13 protein-coding genes and 4 pseudogenes are annotated in these 18,544 nt (G+C 61.4%); 6 read left to right on the top strand and 11 right to left on the bottom strand.

Annotated features, from left to right (window positions below):
- Positions 1 to 171 precede the first annotated feature (171 nt).
- Positions 172 to 615, top strand: coding sequence for an SRPBCC family protein (locus A3C3_RS0113390; RefSeq protein WP_022715118.1), 444 nt, complete (start codon positions 172 to 174; stop codon positions 613 to 615).
- Between the two features lie 152 nt (positions 616 to 767).
- On the opposite strand, the gene A3C3_RS0113385 is transcribed toward A3C3_RS0113390, so the two are convergent.
- Together A3C3_RS0113385 and A3C3_RS38330 are read right to left on the bottom strand one after the other, a co-directional pair.
- A complete protein-coding gene (locus A3C3_RS0113385; protein WP_376774899.1) occupies positions 768 to 1,964 on the bottom strand; it encodes an extensin-like domain-containing protein in 1,197 nt (398 codons plus the stop codon).
- Positions 1,965 to 2,168: 204 nt separating this feature from the next.
- Entirely contained in the window at positions 2,169 to 3,983 is a 1,815-nt protein-coding gene (locus A3C3_RS38330; RefSeq protein ID WP_033419674.1) for a methyl-accepting chemotaxis protein, read from the bottom strand.
- A gap of 294 nt (positions 3,984 to 4,277) precedes the next feature.
- On the opposite strand from A3C3_RS38330, the gene A3C3_RS0113370 reads away from it, so the two are divergent.
- Together A3C3_RS0113370 and A3C3_RS41460 are read left to right on the top strand one after the other, a co-directional pair.
- A complete protein-coding gene (locus tag A3C3_RS0113370) occupies positions 4,278 to 4,664 on the top strand; it encodes an acyl-CoA thioesterase (RefSeq protein WP_022715114.1) in 387 nt (128 codons plus the stop codon).
- 4 nt (positions 4,665 to 4,668) lie between these two features.
- Positions 4,669 to 5,180 (top strand): annotated as a pseudogene (locus A3C3_RS41460) (hypothetical protein); the annotation flags it as partial.
- Here the strand turns inward: A3C3_RS41460 and A3C3_RS48575 are convergent.
- Positions 5,179 to 5,521: pseudogene (locus tag A3C3_RS48575) on the bottom strand (site-specific integrase); the annotation flags it as partial. The pseudogenes A3C3_RS41460 and A3C3_RS48575 overlap by 2 nt on opposite strands.
- A gap of 70 nt (positions 5,522 to 5,591) precedes the next feature.
- Positions 5,592 to 5,918, bottom strand: coding sequence for a GYD domain-containing protein (locus A3C3_RS0113360; protein WP_022715113.1), 327 nt, complete (start codon positions 5,916 to 5,918; stop codon positions 5,592 to 5,594).
- A gap of 223 nt (positions 5,919 to 6,141) precedes the next feature.
- On the opposite strand from A3C3_RS0113360, the gene A3C3_RS0113355 reads away from it, so the two are divergent.
- Positions 6,142 to 8,148 (top strand): ABC transporter ATP-binding protein/permease, encoded by a 2,007-nt coding sequence (locus tag A3C3_RS0113355; RefSeq protein WP_022715112.1) that lies wholly within the window; start codon positions 6,142 to 6,144, stop codon positions 8,146 to 8,148.
- Between the two features lie 96 nt (positions 8,149 to 8,244).
- Here A3C3_RS0113355 and A3C3_RS38320 read toward each other — a convergent pair.
- The 6 genes and pseudogenes from A3C3_RS38320 to A3C3_RS0113325 form a co-directional block, all read right to left on the bottom strand.
- Positions 8,245 to 9,444 (bottom strand): annotated as a pseudogene (locus tag A3C3_RS38320) (DUF1800 domain-containing protein); the annotation flags it as partial.
- Between the two features lie 110 nt (positions 9,445 to 9,554).
- A complete protein-coding gene (locus tag A3C3_RS0113345; RefSeq protein WP_022715110.1) occupies positions 9,555 to 9,908 on the bottom strand; it encodes a DMT family protein in 354 nt (117 codons plus the stop codon).
- A gap of 143 nt (positions 9,909 to 10,051) precedes the next feature.
- Positions 10,052 to 10,435, bottom strand: a complete 384-nt coding sequence (locus A3C3_RS0113340; protein ID WP_028739616.1) for a YciI family protein — start codon at positions 10,433 to 10,435, stop codon at positions 10,052 to 10,054.
- A 143-nt stretch (positions 10,436 to 10,578) separates the two neighbouring features.
- A complete protein-coding gene (locus A3C3_RS0113335; protein WP_022715108.1) occupies positions 10,579 to 10,851 on the bottom strand; it encodes a hypothetical protein in 273 nt (90 codons plus the stop codon).
- 125 nt (positions 10,852 to 10,976) lie between these two features.
- A complete protein-coding gene (locus A3C3_RS0113330) occupies positions 10,977 to 12,227 on the bottom strand; it encodes an MFS transporter (protein WP_022715107.1) in 1,251 nt (416 codons plus the stop codon).
- Positions 12,228 to 12,414: 187 nt separating this feature from the next.
- Complete coding sequence (locus tag A3C3_RS0113325) at positions 12,415 to 13,074, bottom strand: dihydrofolate reductase family protein (protein ID WP_022715106.1); 660 nt, start codon at positions 13,072 to 13,074, stop codon at positions 12,415 to 12,417.
- A gap of 212 nt (positions 13,075 to 13,286) precedes the next feature.
- On the opposite strand from A3C3_RS0113325, the gene uvrB reads away from it, so the two are divergent.
- Together uvrB and A3C3_RS43585 are read left to right on the top strand one after the other, a co-directional pair.
- Positions 13,287 to 16,361, top strand: coding sequence for an excinuclease ABC subunit UvrB (uvrB, locus tag A3C3_RS0113320; RefSeq protein WP_022715105.1), 3,075 nt, complete (start codon positions 13,287 to 13,289; stop codon positions 16,359 to 16,361).
- 377 nt (positions 16,362 to 16,738) lie between these two features.
- Positions 16,739 to 17,527 carry an NAD(P)-binding domain-containing protein gene (locus A3C3_RS43585; protein ID WP_325058584.1) on the top strand — a complete coding sequence of 263 codons (789 nt, stop codon included), beginning with the start codon at positions 16,739 to 16,741 and terminating at the stop codon, positions 17,525 to 17,527.
- A gap of 171 nt (positions 17,528 to 17,698) precedes the next feature.
- Here A3C3_RS43585 and A3C3_RS38315 read toward each other — a convergent pair.
- Positions 17,699 to 18,529, bottom strand: a pseudogene (locus A3C3_RS38315) (aminotransferase class III-fold pyridoxal phosphate-dependent enzyme); the annotation flags it as partial.
- Positions 18,530 to 18,544: the final 15 nt, after the last annotated feature.

Raw genomic sequence — 18,544 nt, 5'->3', positions numbered from 1 at the left:
GGCTCTAGGGCTTTTCCTGCTGGACCAAACCTAACCTCGCCCATCTGATTCCGTATAGCGTGAGGTCTGAGTAATTTTTTACCTCAATAACAGATCGATCCGGTGTCGGGTTGGCAAAACCTCGTTCGTCCTTAGGATCGTCAATTCCATCAATTCAAAAGGATCACGACCATGCCGAACACCATACGCTTGCATCGCGTCCTGGCAACCAGTCCGGAGAAGGTCTATCGCGCGTTTCTCGAAGCGGATGCGCTCGCCAAGTGGCTTCCCCCTAACGGCTTTACCTGCACTGTGCATGACTTTGAACCGACAGTCGGGGGAAAGTTCAAAATGTCCTTCCGGAACTTTACAACGGGCAGAAGCCACGCGTTTGGTGGCGAATATGTCGAGCTCGCCCCAGGCGAACGCCTGCGCTACACGGACAAATTCGACGACCCCAACCTGCCTGGCGAAATGGAAGTCACTGTGACCTTGAAGAAAGTTTCGGTCGGGACAGAGCTGGAGATAACGCAGGCAGGTGTGCCCGACGTTATTCCACCTGAGGCTTGTTACCTCGGATGGCAGGAGTCGCTGCGAAACCTGGCACGCCTCGTCGAGCCGGAGATCAATGAGTAGCACTCAGGATCGAGCAGCTGTCGGGATCGGATCGCGTCGACGATCTTCGCGATTCCGATCTGAGGTTACGCTTGAGTTGGCATTGCCAATGCGAGCGGTCCGCTTGGCTCTTGGCGCCAAGCTGCCCGCGCCCGACCGGTCCCTCACCAGGCTTAACTGCAATAAACCCTGCCGCCTTTGCGGGATCTGAGGTCGAAGTGAAAATGGTTCCAGTGCTCCGGGTTGCTGCCGGGGCCGAGCACGGTGTTGAAATACCGGCAGCTGTCGGAGCGCACGGCCTTGAGTAGCCTGCCCTCGCGGAAGGAGAAGAGGCCCTTCCTGCGCACGTCGATCTGGTGGCCGTTCTTCAGCACGAACTTGCCGACGTCGATCGCGTTGCCGCGTGCGTGTTCGGACATCGGATTGTATCTCTGGCGGCTGTTGTTCATGCGTCGGCAGGAATAGCCGCCGAGCGGCTGGATCGTCTTGACACCAGACCAGTAGCGAAAGCGGGCCGATGGCGCGAGTTCGTTCTTCACCCATTTGGCGAAGGCAAGTGTCACCTGGCAGTTCAGCGTCACCGCAGGCCTCACGCCGATATTGCCGGAGAGCCCCTGCAGCGAGACCGGATAAGGCACCTGGCAGGACGGGCCGTCGTTGATCGCCGGCTTATCGGTGAAGATCACGCCCATGCGCTTCAGCTCACGGCGGCAGGCAAGCTCGGAGGCCGGCATCACGTTCGGGTCCGGGGCGATCGGCCGGCTCATCATCGGGTCGTTCGGCCTGAGCATCGCCACTTCCTGGCTCTCGTCCTCTTCCGGAACGCGCGACGGCTCGATCACCGAACTGCCATCGTTCCACACGGGGGCACGGCTCATCTCGGCCTGCGCGGCGGGCCGCGGCATTGCCGTCCGGTTCAATTGCGTCGGATTGTCGGTGCCGATCCCGTCGACCACAGGTTCAGCCGAATTTCCTTCGGCGATCTGCATCTGCTGTTCCTGCGCCAGCCCGACGACGGGTTCCGCGCCAAGCTCCGCATCCATGTTGACGCCCCCGGAAGGCACTGCAAGCTGCTGGGTGCCACCCCAGTTCTGCGGCTGCCCCTGCCCTTGCGCCAGCCCCTCATCGCTGTCGATCATCGGCAGCTTCTTCGGCATCGGCTGGCTGCCCGCGCGCGCAGAATGCCCAGCGCCTGCAAGGTTCGGCGTGTCGAGATAATCGATCGAGCCTTCCGTGTTTGAAACCGGTGCGTTGGAAACAGGATAAGACGGCTGCGCGTCGGCGGGCGCCATGCGCATCGCGCCTTGCCCCGGCATAGGCGAGATCGAACTCACCTTCGTGCCCCGGTCGACGCTTGCCGGCGGTATCATACCATCGCTGATGGAACAGGTCGCAAGGCTGGTGGATATCAGGACCGGCAGCGCGACGCGTCGGAAAAGGGAGGTAGACACAATACTCTCCATCGCCCCCGCAGCCCTGCTTGCATTGAAGAATTTGACTCGAATTTAGCTAGAAACGATGAATGAAAGCTTACCCCTTGGAGCGGAGCCGGGCGAGCCCGGCTCCACCGCTGATCAAGCTGCGTGCCGTGCGTAATGCTGGGACGTGCGCGAACCGAGGCGGAACTTGGCGAGAAGCGTCCGAAGCTGGCTGCTCTCTTCGGCAAGCGTCTGGCTCGCCGCCGTCGTCTCCTCCACCATGGCAGCGTTCTGCTGGGTCATCTGATCCATGTGGTTTACCGAGGTGTTGATCTCGTGGAGGCCCGTTGCCTGCTCGCGCGCCGCGGTGGCAATTGTATTCACGTGGTCGTTGACCTTGTTCACCAGCGTCTCGATCTCGACCAGAGCATCGCCCGTCGAGCGCACCAGCGCCACGCCGGATTCGACTTCAACCGCCGAGTTGCTGATCAGCGTCTTGATCTCCTTGGCGGCATTTGCCGAACGTTGCGCGAGTTCGCGAACCTCTTGCGCCACGACCGCAAAGCCCCGGCCGGCCTCGCCCGCGCGTGCGGCCTCGACACCGGCATTCAGCGCCAGAAGGTTGGTCTGGAAGGCGATCTCGTCAATCACGCCGATGATCTGGCCGATCCGGTTGGAGGAGTCCTCAATCCGGCTCATTGCGCTTACGGCATTCCGCACGATCTCGCCGGATTTTCCAGCACTCGCCTTGGTCTCGGCGACCATCTCGCGGGCTTCGGTCGCCCGTTCGGACGCGGTCCGCACCGTTGCGGTTATCTCATCGAGTGCGGCTGCGGTCTCTTCGAGCGCAGCAGCCTGCTGCTCGGTGCGCTTCGACAGATTGTTGGTAGCCTCGCTGATACCCGATGCGTTGTCGTTCACGACATTGCTCGATTCGGCGATCGCCTGGATGACGTCGTTGAGCGCGCCGACGGCGGCATTGAAGTCGGAGCGCAGCTTTGAATAGTCCTCGCCGAGATCGCCGATCGTGACCGTGAGATCGCCGGCCGCAAGCTTCTCGAGGCCGGTGCCCAGCGTCTGCATCGCGTGGTTCTGGCGCTCGGCTGCGGCACGCAGGCTCTCTTCATTGCCGCGGCGTTCGCCGTCGATCTCGCGCTGGCGCTCGTCTTCACGGGCGCGCATCTTGCTGCGGTCGAGCATCGAGTCGCGCAATACCAGCAGGGCCTTTGCCATGTGGCCGATCTCGTCACGCCGATCGCTGTCGGAGACTTCGACCGCCCCGTTTTCGCCTGCGATCTCATGCATCGCCGCGCCGATCCGTGCGACAGGTGCGGTAACGCTCTTGACGATCGCATAGGCAACGGAAACGATGATCGCCGCCCCGATCGCGCAAAGGATCGCCGTCCAGATCGCATTCTGCCAGTAGAGCGCTGCAAGGTCGTCGGAATAGACGCCGGTGCCGACGATCCAGCCCCAGGGCTCGAAGCCAGCGACGTGCGAGTATTTCAGGACTGGCTGTTCAGCACCCGGCTTCGGCCAATAGTAGTCAACAAAACCCTCGCCATGAGCCTTCACGACATTGACGAATTCCATGAAAAGGAATTTGCCGGCCGGGTCCTTGTTCTGCGAAAGGTCGGTGCCGTTCAGCTCCGGCTTGATCGGGTGCATAACCATCACCGGGTGCATGTCGTTGATCCAGAAGTAGCCGCTGCCGCCGTAGCGCATGGCAGCGATCACGTCTTTCGCCGCCGTTTGCGCCTCATCGCGTGTCAGCGTGCCGGCCTGTTCCATCTTGTAGTATTTCTGCAGGATGTTGACCGCCGTCGCGTCCATCTGCGCAAGACCGGATTTTCTTTCCATTTCCAGTTCGGAATAAGAATAGTTCAGAAAGAAAACCATCGTCGCCACAAAGATCGCCAGCGTCAGGCCGACGAGACAATAGAGACGCGTTGATATCTTGATGTTACGCATGAATTCCCCCGGCATTCCCATGCAGAATCGATCCTTGAATGATGAGGGGGATCCATTACTGGACGGTGAACTAATATTAGAGTGAGGCGACATAACGTAACGGAAGGGGCGGATGCCGGCGATCGGGCTCCCGTTGCAACAAACTGAATTATCTTAGGATTTTATATTAGAGAGATTTATTCAGTACCGGCGGCCCCTAGCGCGCAAACGCCGGCCGTTTGCATGTTCATTTCGCTTGCGCTTTGCATTACCGTGCGGGCGTAATCGAAACCGCAAATATCGCGAAGGAGGACCATGACCGAGACCCCGAAGCCGAAAGGCGAATTGACGCTCCGCACGCTTGCCATGCCTGGCGACGCCAACCCCGCAGGTGATATCTTCGGCGGATGGGTCATGGCACAGATGGATCTGGCAAGCGGCATCCGCGCCGCCGAACGCGCCAGAGGCCGCGTGGTCACCGCCGCGGTCAAGGAAATGGCCTTCCAGTTGCCGGTGAAAATCGGCGACACACTTTCGGTCTTTACCGACATCGACCGCGTCGGCCGCACCTCGATCACCCTCTGCGTCGAGGCCTGGGCGCACCGTTCGCGCTACAACAAGATGGAAAAGGTCACGGCCGGCACCTTCATCATGGTGGCGCTCGACGAAAACGGCGCGCCGAAGGCAGTCCCCGAGGAGTGACGTCATGCAGGCGGCGGCGACACCGGAGGTCTTCGTTTATATCCGCGCCATAATGGCAATGATCATCGGCCTCAGCCTCACCCGCCTGCTCACGGGTCTCGCCGGCATCGTCCAGTCGCCTAAGAAACACCGCGTCTACCACGTCCATCTCGGCTGGGTCGCGTCGATGTTCCTCTTCATCATCCATTTCTGGTGGTGGGAGTATCGCCTTGGCTCGCTGGTCGTCATCACCTTCGGCGTTTACCTCTTCCTCATCAGCTTCTGCTGCCTGTTCTATTTCCTTAGCGTCCTGCTCTTCCCGACCTCGATCGAGGAGTATGGCGACTACGAGGACTATTTCATCTCCGGCGCATATGGTTCTTCGGCATGCTGGCGCTGACCTATGCCGTGGACCTCGGCGATACCTGGCTCAAGGGCCAGACCTATGTCCATGCGCTCGGCCGGGAATATCTCATCCGCAACCTCGCCTATATCGTCCTCTGCGTCGTCGCGGCTTGGACGCGGAACCGCCGCTTTGAACCGCACGAAGGTTGCCCGTCTTCCTGTAAATCTGCGCGGCCTTAGTCCTCCTCATGGAGTGCGTGCCGTAGCCGCTGGTGTCGAGGCCGATGCAGGCAACCCATCGATGGACAATCCGAGCGTACTGTCTGGTCGAAAGGTGCTGCGATGTCTTGGGGCGGCTCGGAAACAGATAGCCGCCGCCGTTCCTTCGAACGAATGGAAGCCGAACTTCCCGACCATAGGTGTTCGACTCTCAGTCTGACGAGGTCGCATGCACGGAGCTTGCTATTGATGGCGAGATTGAAGAGCGTTAACTCCCGGGTTGCGCCGCTTGCCTCCGGCACACTTCGAAGAGAGCTTGTGCCGGGGACGAGATACGCGCGAAGCACTCGTCATCAACAGGGATGGGAAGCATTGAGCCGCCGCCTACGCTGCTGGTGGACGATACCGAATCGACTTCGCCTTCTCCAAGGCTTCGATCGTATCCTCGACGCTGAGGAGGACCGTGGTCTCAATAGAGCTGAGCGCGCCTCCTGCGCCGATAGCAAGCGCGACAGCCGCCATCGATACGTTATCAGGTGCCTCCCACAGATTCCAACCATCATGTTCGCCAAAGGCGTACCAGAACCCATGGAGCTTTCCGCCCACGGATTCAATGTACGTACGTGCCGCCTCCCGGCGATCTTCGGGGCACTCGATCATGCGCGCCCATGTCTCGGGCGTGTAGCTGAAGCGCGTGAGATACATGGCCATGGTTTACCTCCTCCGTCAGAACAACAGTTAACGCTCAAGCCGGGGAGAACTCCAGTCATTTCAGCATACACGCATGCCGACTTGGAAATCGCGCAATGTGGCTTGGTGTCCCGGAACCTTGTGAGTTCGAGCGGCGACTGCATCATTTTCTCGACAAGCCCTCCGATGCCATGTTCGACACTGCATCATGAAACCTTTTGAATTTTAAGCCGTTGTCGTGCTTATGACCGACGCAAAATTCAATCCGAAATCGGTCGACGGCACCAACTCGCACGGTGCCGAGAAGTCGCGCCAAGAGAAGGCATCGACTGTCGAGATCGCGCCGCCCCCAAATGGAATCGAACCCGATACAGAGTTGACGCTTGAGGAGGCCGAGCAGGCGCGCAAGAGGTATTTGTTAACGCGTTTCTGGATCAGCGCACGCGGTTACTGGGGCCGCGGCGGCGACAGGCTCGCTTGGCCGTGCTCAATCGGGCTATTGACCCTTATCGGCATCAATGTCGGCTTCCAATATGGAATCAATGTCTGGAATCGCGCAATTTTTGACGCCATAGAGCAACACAATGCCCGCACCGTATATTTTCTGAGCGCCGTATTCCTGCCACTGGTGCTCGGAACCATCGTCCTTGTCGTTGTACAAGTCTCTCTTCGTATGGCGATTCAGCGTCGCTGGCGTTGCTGGCTCACTACCGCAGTCATCGCGCGCTGGCTCGCAAACGGCCGTTACTATCAGTTGAATCTCATTGGCGGCGACCACAAAAACCCCGAAGCGCGCGTCGCGGAAGATTTGCGGATTGCCACAGAATCACCCGTCGATTTTATCGCGGGTGTCATTTCCGCATTTCTGTCGGCCTCGACCTTCATCGTGGTGCTTTGGACGATTGGCGGAGCCCTCAGTCTGACAATCGCAGGTTCGACCGTCACTGTTCCTGCCTTCCTCGTCATTACCGCGGTCCTCTACGCCGCGATCACATCGAGCTCGATGGCGGTCATCGGCCGCCATTTCGTCCACGTCTCCGAGGTCAAAAATCAAGCGGAAGCCGAATTTCGCTACACGCTGACGCATGTACGGGAAAACGGCGAGAGTATCGCATTGCTCGGCGGTGAAGAGGAGGAGCGTAACGACGTCGAGAAGACGTTCGCCAAGGTGCTCAGGCAATGGGCGCTCCTTGCGCGCCAACACATGCGCACAGCGCTTGTGTCGCAGGGGTCGAGCTTGTTTGCGCCAGTCGTGCCGGTTTTGCTTTGCGCTCCAAAGTTTCTCGAAGGCAGCATGACCCTTGGACAGGTCATGCAGGCTGCCTCTGCCTTCGCCATCGTTCAAAGCGCGTTCGGATGGTTGGTCGACAACTACCCCCGTCTCGCCGATTGGAACGCCTGTGCACGCCGCATCGCTTCGCTGATGATGTCGCTCGACGGGCTCGAGCGCGCGGAACAGAGCAACGCCTTGGGACGCATCAAGCGCGGTGAAACTGAAGGCGATACGATGCTCAGCCTAAACGATCTCTCCGTGTCGCTTGACGACGGCACCGCCGTGGTCAAGGAAACCCAGGTCGCGATCGAACCAGGCGAGCGGGTGCTCGTAGCCGGAGAATCCGGTTCAGGCAAGAGCACGCTGGTGCGGGCCATCGCAGGTCTTTGGCCGTGGGGTGACGGCAGCGTCAATTTCCACGCCGAAAGACGACTGTTCATGTTACCACAACGGCCTTATATCCCTTCCGGGACGCTTCGCCGTGCCGTCGCCTATCCCCGCGCCGCCGATAGCTGGACGCTGGATGAGATCAAGGCGGCCCTCGAGAAGGTGGGACTCGATTATCTGAACGACAAGATCGAGGACGACGCGCCATGGGACCAGACGTTGTCGGGTGGCGAAAAGCAGCGGCTCGCGTTTGCGCGTCTCCTGCTACACACTCCCGATATCATCGTGTTGGATGAAGCAACGTCAGCACTCGATGAGAAGAGTCAGGACAAGATGATGGAGATGCTGATTTATGAATTGCCGAAGGTCACCATCATAAGCGTAGCACATCGAGCTGAGCTGGAAGCCTTCCATAGCCGCAAGATCACATTGGAGCGGCGCGAGGGCGGCGCAAAGCTCGTCAGTGATATTGATCTTGTCCAGCGCAAGAGAAAACGGAACTTGCTGTTGCGCCTTTTGGAGAACCGGCGCTCCCCACCGAAAGGGCGCACGACTTCGAGTAATGCGGCGCTGCCCCAGAACAGAAATTGAAGTCCGCCTTCCTTTGTCGGCGCAACGAGAGCCTCCCTGCGCTCAATGCCGGGGCGGGCTGGATGCCGGTGACAAGCACAGGCATGAGCGAAGGCAATAGGCATACCTCCGTGGGCATCGGACTTCATTGACAGGATCGGGCGCCATTGCGCCCGTATCGCCGCCCATGGCATTGTCCTGTCCCGCCATGTCCTTCGGCGGGGCCATCACATCGTCGTCGTCTTCCTGATCGGCCTTCATGAAGTCGCCAGCAATACCGTTGCCGCTGCCGGCGTTCAGCGCCCTCAAGCCCGTCACTACATAGTCGAACGGCTGGCGCGCCTTCGCGCCCTCGTCGCGCCGCGCTGCGGGATGGTCGAGCATTGCGCCATAAACGGCCGTCAGGTCGCCGTCCATCCGAATCGCCGTCACCATCTCCTGCGGCGGCTGATCGGAGACGAAGTGAGCGGCGAGCTTGCGGCTGATATGCTGCGCCGTCTTCGGGTGGACAGCGAGATCGTCGAGCAGGGCCAGATAGTCTTTCCGCGACCGTTTCGCGCCGCCATAGCTGACACCGAGAACCGTATGTCTGCCGGGCTCCGAAATGCCGGGACGGAAAGCCACATCCATCTCCTTGCGATCGATTGTCAGCCCGGTCAGCACCATCGCCGCGGCGCGCACGTCGGCCTGCGTGTAGCCACTTCCCGCACCCAGCGTATGCAGTTCCAGCAGTTCGCGGCCGAGGTTCTCGTTGAGACCCTTCTTCTGCTTCATGCCGCGGGCCGATTCCGGCCCCTGCGATTGCGCCTGATCGAGATAGATGAGCATCGCCGGATGCTCCGTCGCGACCCGCAGCAGGTCGCGGAACGATCCGCCGATATTGGGCCGGATCGCCTCCGCCTCGTAAAGTGGCACGATCATCCGCATCGGCAGGCTTTTGTTCGCTCTCGTCGAGAAATGATTGGTCCAGAAGGTCGCAAGCCGCTCGTAGAATCCGTTCGGCGAAAGCACGGCCTGCATCAGCCGCGCGTTGGCGTCGCGCTGGAACCCCTGCTGCACCTGCTTCTGGATCGCTTTGCGCCTTTTTCGGCGCAACTCATCGTCGCTGCCGCTCTGGCGCAGCTCCCGGAGCCGCTCCTGCAGATCGACAATCTGCTGATGGCGTCCATCGATGCCGCCGGCCGGAAAGGACGGCGCGCGAAGCGCGGCGTCCTTCACCTGACCAAACAGCTGGTCCTTGTTCTGCGGCGGCGCCTCGCCCGGTCGGAATCCATAGCCAAACCGGATCGCCGCCATCGTCTGGAAAGAGAGGCTCATGACCGGTCACCTCCCGATCACTGAATGGTGACAGCCTCCGAGCCAAATGCGTCAGCAATTCGGTAAATTTCCCGACATGGACTATTTGTAATCCATTAGAAAGGTAGCGTTCATGCGCGGAAGATGAAGGAGGCGCCGACGGCGATCAGCGCAAAGCCGATGGCGTGATTCCAGGTCAGGTTCTCGCCAAGCCAGAAAACCGAAAAACCGGAGAAGACCATCAGCGTGATCACCTCCTGCATCGTCTTCAACTGCGCCGTCGTATAGACCGCCGAGCCGATACGGTTCGCTGGCACCGCCAGGCAGTATTCGAAGAAGGCAATCCCCCAACTCGCGACGATGGCAAGGGCGATCGCACTGCCCTTGTGCTTCAGGTGCCCATACCAGGCAAAGGTCATGAAGATGTTGGAGGCGAAAAGCATGACGACAGGCCAGATGGCGGCGGGGCTTAGCGAAAAATACATGGGCGAATCCGATGGGAGAAAACTGGCGCCAGCTTGTATCTCCAAATGGCCAGGGCTCAAGGGGCCATGGCGACATGCCGCAGCCCTTCCCCACCGAAGACGCCGGTATAGCGGTGCGAATGCCACCGCCGACAGCTCGGGCGCTAACCTTCGTCCCGCGATGCCAGTGGCGCACCAGGGAGATAAAGCGAGATCGGCCGGATTTCATAGACTGCGGAGGGATTGGCACGGCGCAGGTCGCGCGCTGCGGCGACGGCTGCCTCAAGCGTTGGATAATCCACGACGTAGAAGCCGAGCAATTGCTCCTTGGTTTCAGCAAAGGGGCCGTCGGTGATCATGCCGGCACCCGTCCCCCGCAAGGTCACGGCGCGCCCCGTCGGGCCAAGCCGCGCAGCCGGTCCCAAATGCTTCTCCTCGACGAGGCGATCATTGACCTGGAGCAGTTCGCTCATCAGCGCTGCATCCTCCTCTTTGGTCCAGGATTCGACCACTTTCTCTTCGTGATAGGCCAGGATGGCGTAAAGCATGGAATGTCCCTCCTTGTGCGTCATTTTCCGCCACTCGAACGTCATCGCACACAATCCTCACAGTCCAAGCGGATACAACTGAAACCAACTGAAAGCATGCGTTGATTACATAGGATTGATACCTGGCGAGCAAGTTCGCCCGATTAAAATACTGCGGTCCTGTGGCGCAAAAACCCGTCCCATCGCAAGCCACCCAACAATACATCATAATACACTAACAGGTTGCGATCGATATATTCCAAATCGCCGTGAGATATGGATTGGCATGCCTGCTTGAAGGAGAAGACAATGACCAGATTTTCGGCCGTGCCGTGGTGCGCTTCGCGCGATCCGAACCGGGCGACGAGCAGGAACGTGCAGCCGAACGTCAGCATCATGACCGGCAGCAGAAAAGCGAAATTGTCGGTGGAAGCCATCAAACCCTCGCGGCGGGACGCAGTACCTGACCTCCCGGGCGAAAAACATTAGCGTCGGGCGGTTAAGAAGGGCCTGTGGCAAGACGATGAGGAACCCGGCGCACATCGCGCCAGGTCCTCGCCGTTCAGCTGTGCAAAACGCCCTGCGGCGTTTCGGCCTCCTCCGTGCCGAAACGCACGTCCTTCTTCTCGTAACCGAAGCCGGAAAGAAGTGCCACGGCTACCGCCACCGTGCTGGCGACGATCAGCAGCGCCGTCGCATAGTCGCCGTTCCAGCGCGCCGCGAGCTCCGCCTGCATCGTGGCATTGCCGGAGGCAAGCAGGTTGCCGAGCTGGTAGGCGAAACCGGGGAAGGTGCCGCGCACCTCGTCGGGCGACAGCTCGTTGAGATGCACCGGCACGATGCCCCAGGCGCCCTGCACGAAGAACTGCATCACGAAGGCGCCGACGGCGAGCAGCACCGGCCCCGGCGCATGGACCCAGATCGGCGCAACGGCCACGGCAAGCAGCGCGGCGATGACGATCGCCCGCTTCCGTCCGATCCGCTGGGATAGCTGGCCGAAGAACAGCCCGCCGCAGATCGCGCCGATATTGTAGACGATGGCGATCGCGCCCGTCGTGTAGCTGTCGTAGTTGCGCTGCGTTTCCAGGAAGGTCGGGTAGATGTCCTGCGTGCCGTGGCTCAAAAAGTTGAATGCCGTCATCAGCAGTACCGACCAGACGAACAGCGGAATGTTTTTCGTGAGGATGGTGAGGAACGGCCGCCGTCCCTGCGCCTGCCGCTTCAGGAAGACCGGGCTTTCGGCGACATTGCGGCGGATATAGAGCACGAGAAGCGCCGGCAGCGCGCCGACGAAGAACATGCCGCGCCAACCGATCACCGGGAAGAGCAGGAAGAAGACGATCGAGGCGACGAGATAGCCGGAGGGATAGCCCGCCTGCAGGATGCCGGAGACGATGCCGCGGCTCTCCTCCGGCACGGTCTCCATCACCAGCGAGGCGCCGACGCCCCATTCCCCGCCCATGGCGATGCCGTAGAATGCGCGCAGCACGAGGAACATGGTCAGGCCCGTCGAGAATCCGGTCAGGAATTCGAACAGCGAATAGAGCAGCACGTCGGCCATCAGCGTCACGCGCCGCCCGAACCTGTCGGCCGCAAGCCCGAAAATCAGCGCCCCCACCACCCGCATCGCAAGCGTCAGGAAGATCGCCACCGAAACAGCCGGGACGTCGGTGTGGAACTCCTCGGCGATATGCTTGAGAACGAACACGAGAATGAAGAAATCGAAGGCATCGAGCGTCCAGCCGAGATAGCTGGCAATGACGGTGTTGCGCTGCTGCTGGCTGAGCGCCCGCAGGCTTTCCAATGCGGACATTATGCTTCCTCCGTCCGAAAGCGGCGGCGAGGCGGGCAATGTCCCGGTGCCGTCGAAGAGAGGTTGGCCCGGAACCGGGGTTGCCGGATGGCAACGCCGGACAATGGCAGCACTCCTGCCCTTGTTCCGCGCCTGCGACAGTTTGACCGCCACAAAGCACCGGCCTGGCCGGCCGCGCCCGTTCGCCTCAGCTCAGGTTCCTGCGCCGCTCAAGCTCCGCCGCGGTCGGCTGTTCGAATTCGAATGAGCCGGTGACGACGTCGCCGTCGCGGACGTATTTGTTGATCATGACACCGGATCCGGAGACCTTCGATCCGACGAGTTTCAGGGCGCCCGCAAAGGTACCGTCGCCGAACAATTTCTTGCCCTTCCCGAGCACGACCGGAAAGAAGAAAACATTGATTTCATCGATCAGGTCGTTTCTGAACAGGGTCTGCAGAAGGTCGGTCGAGCCCTGAGTCAGCAAATCCGGCCCCTCCCCGCTTTTCAGCGTCGTGAGTGCGCCGACCACGTCGGCGCCGAGCACCTGGCTGTTCTGCCAGTTGAGCTTGAAGTCTGGATTGCGGGTCGCGACATATTTGGTGATGCGGTCGAACAGCGGGCCGATCGGGTCGTCGGCAGCGACATAGGGCCAATGCGCGGCGAAAATATCGTAGGTCTTGCGTCCGAGCAGAAGATCGAACGGCCGGGCGAACATCTCGCCCACGGACTTTCCCATCGCCTCGTCGAAATAAGGGGCAACCCAGCCGCCGTACTTGAAGCCCCCGACGGGATCTTCGTCCGGGCCGCCCGGGGCCTGCATGACGCCGTCGAGACTGACAAATGCACCGGTGATGATCTTTCTCATATCTGCTCTCCTTCGTGGCGCCCCGGAGGCCCGTTACATGCCCCCGTTACAACGCAAGGACGTGGCGCAGCCGTGCGCGCCGACAACGGCCGGAAAAAAATGGCCCGGAAAAAATTGATCGGCACTATTCACCAAATCCGAACAATTCATTCGTTTCCCTTTTGTACTCTTTGCCTCTTCCCTTTAGCGCTGACTCTCTCCATATTCCGCGCATGGCCAAATCGACGAAGAAATCCCCCGCCCCGAACGGCTTCGAGGAAGCCCCGCAGTCGTCCTTTGAAGGCGCTCCATTGGAGGGCTCCGTCGCCGACTGGGTGAAGCAACTCGAGGCCGATGCCGAGGCGTCGAGCGTCGAGACGCAGCGCGAGATAGCCTCCAAGGCCGGCAAGCACCGCAAGAAGGTGGAGATCGCCGCCTCGAAATCTGCGCGCGGCACCTCGATGGGCGGCTCGACCGATCCGAAGACTCGCGCCGCCGCCGGCCTCAATCCGGTCTCCGGCATGGATACGACGCTGGAGGAGGCCTCGCAGCTTTCGGCCGGCACCGCCGTCACGGCCACGGTCGAGGCGCTTTCGGCGCTCATCGAGTCCGGCAATCCGCTGCACAAGAACGGCAAGATCTGGACGCCGCACCGCCCGGCCCGGCCGGAGAAATCCGAAGGCGGAATCACTATCCGCATGGCTTCGGACTACCAGCCCGCCGGCGACCAGCCGGCCGCCATCAAGGACCTCGTCGAGGGCCTGCTAAACGGCGATCGCTCGCAGGTGTTGCTCGGCGTCACCGGCTCGGGCAAGACATTCACCATGGCCAAGGTAATCGAGGCGACGCAGCGCCCCGCCGTCATCCTGGCGCCGAACAAGACGCTCGCCGCCCAGCTCTATTCCGAGTTCAAGAATTTCTTCCCGGACAACGCCGTCGAATATTTCGTCTCCTACTACGACTACTACCAGCCGGAAGCCTACGTCCCGCGCTCCGACACCTATATCGAGAAGGAATCCTCGATCAACGAGCAGATCGACCGCATGCGCCACTCGGCGACGCGCTCGCTGCTGGAACGCGACGACTGCATCATCGTCGCCTCCGTCTCCTGCATCTACGGTATCGGCTCGGTCGAGACCTACACCGCCATGACCTTCCAGATGTCGGTGGGCGACCGCCTCGACCAGCGCCAGCTGCTCGCCGATCTCGTCGCCCAGCAATACAAGCGCCGCGACATGGATTTCCAGCGCGGCTCGTTCCGCGTCCGCGGCGACACGATCGAGCTCTTCCCGGCGCACCTCGAAGATGCCGCCTGGCGCATAAGCATGTTCGGCGACGAGATCGACGCCATCACCGAGTTCGACCCGCTGACCGGCCAGAAGACCGGCGACCTGAAATCGGTCAAGATCTACGCCAATTCGCACTATGTCACACCACGCCCCACCCTCAACGGCGCCATCAAGGCGATCAAGGAGGAGCTGAGGCTCCGCCTCGCCGAGTTGGAAAAGGCCGGCCGCCTGCTGGAGGCCCAGCGCCTGGAGCAGCGCACCCGCTACGACATCGAGATGCTGGAGGCCACCGGCTCCTGCGCCGGCATCGAGAACTATTCGCGTTACCTGACCGGCCGCGCCCCCGGCGAGCCGCCGCCCACGCTCTTCGAATACATCCCCGACAACGCCCTGCTCTTCATCGACGAGAGCCACGTCACCGTGCCGCAGATCGGCGGCATGTACCGCGGCGACTTCCGCCGCAAGGCGACGCTCGCCGAATACGGCTTCCGCCTGCCGTCCTGCATGGACAACCGCCCGCTGCGCTTCGAGGAATGGGATGCGATGCGCCCGGACACCGTCGCTGTCTCCGCCACGCCGGGCGGATGGGAGATGGAGCAGGCCGGCGGCGTCTTCGCCGAACAGGTCATCCGCCCGACCGGCCTCATCGACCCACCGGTGGAAGTCCGCTCCGCCCGCTCCCAGGTCGACGACGTGCTCGGCGAAATCCGTGAGACTGCCGCCAAGGGCTACCGCACCCTCGTTACCGTGCTCACCAAGCGCATGGCCGAGGACCTCACTGAATACCTGCATGAGCAGGGCGTGCGCGTCCGCTACATGCATTCCGACATCGACACGCTTGAGCGCATCGAGATCATCCGCGACCTGCGCCTCGGCGCCTTCGACGTGCTGGTCGGCATCAACCTTTTGCGCGAGGGCCTCGATATCCCCGAATGCGGCTTCGTCGCCATCCTCGACGCCGACAAGGAGGGCTTCCTGCGCTCCGAAACCTCGCTGATCCAGACGATCGGCCGCGCCGCGCGCAACGTTGACGGCAAGGTCATCCTCTATGCCGACACCGTCACCGGCTCGATGAAGCGCGCCATGGAGGAAACCAGCCGCCGCCGCGAAAAGCAGGTGGCCTACAACGAGGAACACGGCATCACCCCGGAATCGGTGAAGGCCCGCATCTCCGATATCCTCGATTCGGTCTACGAACGCGACCACGTCCGCGCCGACATCTCCGGCGTCTCCGGCAAGGGTTTTGCCGACGGCGGCAACCTCGTCGGCAACAACTTGGCTGCTCATCTCAGCGCGCTGGAAAAACAGATGCGCGACGCTGCCGCCGACCTCGATTTCGAAAAAGCCGCCCGCCTCCGCGACGAAATCAAACGCCTCAAGGCCGCCGAGCTGGCGGTCATGGACGACCCGATGGCCCGCGAGGAGTCGAGGGCGATGGAGGGCGGACGCAAGGATCCTTCGAGGCTCCGGTCTTCGACCTCCGCGCCTCAGCAAGGGGGTGGAGCAAGCCGTGCCGCAACCGGCGCCAGCAGGAGCCCTCATGGGGAGGAGGCTCAAAGGACCGTCTCGAACCAAGAGGGCGGGCGTGGAACCTCCTCCTTCGCCAAACCCAGCCTCGACGACATGGGACCCGGCACCGATACCGCAATACCGCTTTTCCGCAAGCCCGATCTGGATGAAATGGGTCGCGACGTCGCCGAACCCGCGAGGAAGCCCCTCTTCCGCAAAAATACCCTCGACGAAATGACCGTCGGCCGCACCGAAAAACCGGTCACCGGCAAGCTGCCGGTAAAGCCGGATGCCGCGAAGAGCACGAAGCCCTTCTCACCGCTGCAAGAAGGCCAGCCCGAACGCGCCGACGCGCCATCCTCTCCGTCATCTTCGGGCTTGACCCGAGGATCCAGCGACGACCCCCGCCCCCTTGTCCGCGGCAAGACGGGCGCCGGCTCCTACGAGGACCCTGCGGATCAGAAGCGCAAGGGCCGGACGAAGGGCAAGACCGGGCGTCCGGGCCACTGAACTTCCTCCCCATCCCGGCTTCGGTCCGGGATGCTGCCATCGGGCGTCGGCGCGGTGAATGACCCTTTTCTATGCAGCCTTCAGTGTAACCGGTGTTCTGCTCCCACGTTGTCCGTCGCGGCCTGATCTGTGAGCGGCTTTCCATGATGAGTCGGCCGAATGCGGACATGTGGCCACCAGGTGGGGAACGGCTGTATCCGCCAGTCGGACGGATATCCGCGACGCTGGACTCGTTGCCATGAACAAGGCTTAATGCCGCGCGGGGATGGCTGGGGGATGCCGATCATGAGATCATCGCGGCAACTGAATGGTAGTGCCGATGTTCTCGATGCTGTCGTCGTCGGGCCGGCTGGGCGGGCCTCGGCGTCAGCTATCGGCTGGCACGAAGGGGCCTGCACCATAGCGTCCTAGAGCGGGGTCGCATAGGACAGACCTGGCGCACGCAGCGGTGGGATTCCTTTCGTATGAATACGCCCAACGTGCAGACCGTCATGCCCGGCGACCGCTACGAGGGTCCGGATCCGTATGGTGTCCACACGCGCGACCAGTTCGTCGCTCTCCTTGAGGACTTCGCCGGGAGAAATGGGCTGCCGATCGAAGCGGATACTGCGGTGAGCGAACTCGCGCAGGAGAATGGCGCCTATCGGCTGACCACCTCGCACGGCACGCTTCGAGCGCGAAACGTGATCGTCGCAAGCGGCAACCTGAATTGTCCTGTGCGCCCGATCTCATCAGATGCGTTGCCGCCTGACATTTGCCAGATCGACGCTTCTGGCTATCGCAGCGCTGCCCATCTGCCCGGCGGAGCGGTGTTGGTGGTCGGAAGCGGTCAATCAGGCGCCCAGATCGCGGAGGAACTGGCGGAAGCGGGCCGGACGGTCTTCCTTGCGACCCGTCGCGTCGGGGCGGCTCCCACGGCGCTACCGGGGGCGCGACGTCATGATCTGGCTCGAGGAAAGCGGACTTCTCGACGTGCGGCGAGAGGAGGTCATTCGGCTTGCGGGACGCATCCCGCCGCGTGGTGTGTTCGGGTCGGAGCACACGATAAGCCTTCAGGCGCTCGGCGCCCAGGGTATTGTGCTTCTCGGGCGATTGTCCGGCGTTGCGGATGGCGGCCGCCTCTCGTTCGCCGACGATGTCGAAGCAAATGTTCGCTTTGGGGATGAAGCCTCCGACAATGCCAAACGCCATATCGACGATTATATCGACCGAGCCGGGATCGACGCACCCGTTTCGGACCCCGACCCGGCGGAGACGGTCGCGTGGAGTCAGCCGGATCCCGCCATCGGTTCGCTCGATCTCTCCCGCCCGCTCAATCTCGTGGCGCACAAGCTTGGCCCCGATGCGAAAATGTGGCCGAGCCGTCCGAAGGCGGTGACGACCTCATCCGCGATAAAGAGGATGTCATTTTCTGCGCAGAGCGCGCGCATGCGCTTGAGATAGTTCGGTGGCGACATCAAGACTCCGCCGCTTGCCTGAATCGGTTCGGCAACAAAAGCGGCGATTCGCCCAGCCCCCTCATGCGCAATGAGCGAGCGAAACTCATCGACGAGGAAATCTTCAAAGGTCTCCACTGACAGGTTGGCCGGTCGGTGGAAGGGATTGGGGCAAGTCAACTTTCTTACGAGTTCGCTTGCGCCATCCATCCAGTCGTGATCCCGTGGGCGGCCGTTCAGCGATGCGGTCAGGTAGGTCGAGCCATGGTAGCTTCCTTGACGGGAGACCAGCAATTTCTTCTGCGGCTGTCCGCGTACGTTGTTGTAGAACTGCACGAGCCGTATGGCTGTTTCGACCGCGGAAGAACCGCCTGTTGTAAGAAACACATGGTTGAGATCGCTCGGTGCCCGCTCCGCAAGCATCTGCGCAAGCTTCTCCGCGGGCGCGTTACTTGTATACCATGGTGTCGAGTAGGTCAGGGACATCGCTTGGTCGTGCAATGTATCGGCCAGGGCCTGGTTGCGATGCCCGACATTGATGCACCACATACCTGCCGGTCCGTCGATCAGTTTTCTGCCGCTCTGGTCAAAGACGAAGACATCTTCGGAAGAAGTGATGAGCTCGCGGGCTTCAGCACCGATACTTCCGGCTACCGGGGCGGCCTGAATCAGATGAAACCGGTCGTTACGGAGGGCATCGGTCTCCAGTTGCGAGAGAGCTGGTTCAACCATAAAAATTCTCCACGT

The organism is Rhizobium mongolense USDA 1844 (assembly GCF_000419765.1).
In the GTDB taxonomy this organism is placed as follows: domain Bacteria; phylum Pseudomonadota; class Alphaproteobacteria; order Rhizobiales; family Rhizobiaceae; genus Rhizobium; species Rhizobium mongolense.
Note: the sequence above shows the minus strand (reverse complement) of the source record. Positions and strands in the feature narration are given on the sequence as shown.